Source organism: Rhodococcus sp. MALMAid1271, assembly GCF_049195265.1.
In the GTDB taxonomy this organism is placed as follows: domain Bacteria; phylum Actinomycetota; class Actinomycetes; order Mycobacteriales; family Mycobacteriaceae; genus Rhodococcoides.
Genome location: NZ_JBMIRQ010000064.1, coordinates 1 through 3,712 on the forward strand (window position 1 = coordinate 1; position 3,712 = coordinate 3,712).

A 3,712-nucleotide genomic window follows, 5' to 3' on the forward strand; every position below is an offset into this window, starting at 1 on the left:
GCGGATTCGAGTGCGAAGCCGATGTGTTGTTCGACCAGGAGTACTCCGAGGCCGCCGCGTCGGGTGAGTTCGAGGATGGTTTTTTCGATTTCGGCGACGACGGAGGGTTGGATGCCTTCGGTGGGTTCGTCGAGGATGAGCATTCGTGGTTCGGTGATCAGTGCGCGGGCGATGGCGAGTTGTTGGCGTTGCCCGCCGGAGAGTAGTCCGGCTCTGCGGTCGAGTAGTTGCGTCAGTGCGGGGAACAGGTCGAGTACTTCGCTGATCAGTGCTTTGCCGCGTGTGCGGCCGTCGGCGACGACCTGCAGGTTTTCGGCGGTGGTGAGTTGACCGAAGGACTGCTGGCCTTGCGGCACGTAGGCGAGGCCGCGCGCAACTCGCGCGCTGGGCCGCAGCGAGCTGACGTCTTCGCCGTCGAACATGACGGTGCCGGAGTTGACTTTCAGCAGTCCGACCGCTGCCCGCAGCAGGGTGGTTTTGCCGGCACCGTTGTGGCCCATGACGGCGGCGACGCCGTCGGCGGGAACGGTGAGTGAGGCTCCGTGGATGACGTCGCTGCGGCCGTAGCCGGTGTGGACATCGACCAGTTCAAGCATGATCGGCTCCCTCTTGTGCTTTCGTGTCGAGTTCCTCGCCGGCTGCTGCGGTGCCGAGGTAGACCTGTTGGACTTTCGGGTCGGCCTGTACTTCGGCGACTGTGCCCTCGGCGAGGACGCGTCCAGCAGCCAATACCGTCACCGAGGTCGCGAACATACGCATGAAGTCCATGTCGTGTTCGACCACCACCACCGTCCGCTCACCGCCGATGCGTTGGAGCAGTTGGCCGGTCTGTTCGCGTTCCTCGTGACTCATCCCGGCGACGGGTTCGTCGAGCAGGAGCACGTCGGCGTTCTGCACCAGCAGCATTCCGATCTCGAGCCACTGTTTCTGCCCGTGCGCGAGGATGCCTGCCGGCTTGTCGCGCTCAGCCGTCAGGCCGGTCGTGTCGAGGGCCTGTTCGATCTGCGGCAGCACAGAACTGCGTCGACGCAGCATCGTCAGTGCTGATCGTCCGGACCCGGCGGCGATATCCAAGTTCTGCAGGACCGTCAAATTCTCGAAGATGCTGGCGGTCTGGAAGGTGCGGCCGATGCCGAGGCGGGCGATCTGGTGGACTTTTTTGCCGAGCAGTTCGACACCGGATTTGGTGACCGACCCGGTGGCTGGGACGAGGCCGGTGATGGCGTCGATCAGGGTGGTTTTGCCGGCGCCGTTGGGTCCGATGAGGAACCGTAGATCGCCTTGCATGAGGGTCAGGTCGACGTTGGTGTTGGCTTTGAAGCCGTCGAAGCTGACGGTCAGGTCCCGGACTTCGAGGTACTGACTGGACATGCCGGCGTTGCCGCCGAACGTGGGGTGCTGGCCTTCGATATGGATCATCGGGTCAGTTCCTTTTCTGGCTCGTCGCTCGGCTCGGGGTGCGGTTCGGGCTCCTTCGTACGTGTGCGCAGGGCGAACAGGCCCGCGATGCCGGCGGGGAAGAATCCGACGACGACCACGAACAGCAGACCCTGCGCATACGTCCAGCCCGACGGGAACTGCTCCGAGAGTGTGGTTTGCGCCCACGCGACACCGAGTGCACCGAGGACCGGGCCGAGCAGGGTGGTGCGGCCACCGATCGCGACTCCGATGAGGAATGCGATGGACGGGACGATGCCGACGTCGTTGGGGGAGATGATGCCGACGATCGGCACGAACAGTGCTCCGGCGAGACCGGCGAAGAAGGCGGCGGTGACGTAGGCGACGATTTTGACGTTGGCGGGATCGTAACCGAGGAAACGGACGCGTTCTTCCTGATCGCGGACCGCGACCAGCAACTCTCCGTAGCGGGAGTACATCAGCTGCCGGGTGATCGCGACGACGACCAGCAGGACGGCGGCGGCGATGAAGAACAGCATCTGTTTGTTGGCGGGGTCGTTGAGGTTGAACCCGAAGAACGTGCGGAATCTGTTGAGGCCGTTGGAGCCGCCGGTGGTCTGCTGCCCGATCAGCAGGATCGCGAACGCGGCAGCGAGGGCTTGGCTCAAGATGGCGAAGTAGGCGCCTTTGACGCGGCGTTTGAACACCCCGAGCCCGAGGACCAGCGCGACCAGGGCCGGGACGAACACGATGCCGAGGATGGTGGTGATCGGTGAGGTGAACGGCACCCAGTAGGCGGGCAGTTCGCGGATGCCGGCGATGGACATGAAGTCCGGGACGTCGTCGCCGCGCAGTGCGGCGTCGGAGATCTTCAAATGCATGGCCATGATGTAGGCGCCGATGCCGAAGAACACTCCTTGGCCGAGGGTGAGCATTCCCCCGCGCCCCCACGCCAACCCGATACCGACCGCGACGATGGCGTAGCAGATGAATTTGCCGAGCAGGCTGAGCCGGAAGTCGCTCAGGACGGCCGGGGCGACGGCGAACAACACGATCGCGGCGACCGCGAACCCCAGCAATGCGCCGCGTTTGGCGAGGAATTCGCTCATACCAGGCTCCTTGTCTTGACGGCGAACAATCCTTGCGGGCGGGCCTGCAGGAAGATCACGATGAGCACGAACACGATGACCTTCGCGATCGAGGCCGTGGTGCTGTACTCGATGAACGAGTTGAGGATGCCGAGCGCGAACGCGGCGATCACCGCGCCCTTGATCTGGCCGAGGCCACCGACGACGACGACCAGGAACGCATCGATCAGATAGCTTTGTCCCACCGTGGAACTGGTCGAGCCGATCAAGGTCAGCGCGACGCCGGCGACACCGGCCAGACCGGAGCCGAGGAAGAACGTCGAAATATCGGTCCTACGGCTCGAGATGCCCGACGTCTCCGCCAGATCCCGGTTTTGCACCACCGCGCGGATGCGTCGACCCATCGCGGTCTTCTTCAACGCCACCGACAACGCCACCACGGCGACGATCGCGAGGACGAGGATGAAGATGCGGGTCTTGGGGACCACGGCACCGAGGATGTCGACACCGCCGCGTAGCCAGTCCGGTGTCACGACGTTGACCGCCGGTGCTCCGAAGATGTCGCGGGCGAGTTGCTGCAGGATCAACCCGACACCGAAGGTGACGAGCAGGGTGTCCAGCGGTCGGTGATACATCCGCTGAATGAGCGTCACCTCGAGCAGCACACCCATGACGCCGCCGACCAGAAAGCCGACGATCAGGGAGATCAGCAGTGATGCGCCGCCGGCGGAGACGATCTGCTGCACCACATACGCGGTGTAGGAGCCGGCCATGATGAACTCGCCGTGGGCCATGTTGATCACCCCCATCTGACCGAACGTCAGCGAGAGCCCGAGGGCGGCAAGCAGAAGAATAGAACCGATCGACAGGCCGGTGAACAACTGTCCGATCACGACGTCCATAGGAAAGCTCCTTCGGAGCATGTGAGTGGAACTTCGGAGCAGGCACCGAAGTTCCACTCACATGGGTGGTGGTCAGTTGAGGTCGGAAGCCCAGTCGTAGGTCTCGAGGAACGGATCGGGCTCGATCGGCTCCGGCGACTCGGACACGGTGTAGATCAAACCGTCCGGACGAATCTCACCGATACGCGCAGTCTTGGAAATATGGTGATTGTCGCCGTTGATGACGACCTCACCCTCAGGAGCGGCGAAACTGACACCACCAGCAGCATCCTGAATATCCGCCACCGCAAACGAATCAGCCTTCTCGACCGTGTTCTTCCACAG

Annotated in this window: 5 protein-coding genes; all 5 read right to left on the reverse strand. The window is 63.4% G+C overall.

Features of this window, described 5'->3' with window-relative positions; genetic code table 11:
- On the reverse strand, nucleotides 1–596 hold a 596-nt coding region (locus ACOQFP_RS08115), incomplete at its 3' end, for an ATP-binding cassette domain-containing protein (RefSeq protein WP_421583990.1).
- Nucleotides 589–1,419, reverse strand: a complete 831-nt coding sequence (gene urtD / locus ACOQFP_RS08120) for an urea ABC transporter ATP-binding protein UrtD (RefSeq protein WP_421583991.1) — start codon at nucleotides 1,417–1,419, stop codon at nucleotides 589–591. The genes urtD and ACOQFP_RS08115, both read right to left, overlap by 8 nt.
- Nucleotides 1,416–2,507, reverse strand: a complete 1,092-nt coding sequence (gene urtC / locus ACOQFP_RS08125) for an urea ABC transporter permease subunit UrtC (RefSeq protein WP_421583992.1) — start codon at nucleotides 2,505–2,507, stop codon at nucleotides 1,416–1,418. The genes urtD and urtC overlap by 4 nt, the downstream gene beginning before the upstream one ends.
- Complete coding sequence (urtB, locus tag ACOQFP_RS08130) at nucleotides 2,504–3,388, reverse strand: urea ABC transporter permease subunit UrtB (RefSeq protein WP_206492547.1); 885 nt, start codon at nucleotides 3,386–3,388, stop codon at nucleotides 2,504–2,506. Before urtB ends, urtC begins: the two co-directional genes overlap by 4 nt.
- Nucleotides 3,389–3,460: 72 nt before the next feature.
- Nucleotides 3,461–3,712: transporter substrate-binding protein (locus ACOQFP_RS08135; protein WP_341245340.1), on the reverse strand; the 252-nt coding region annotated here is incomplete at its 5' end.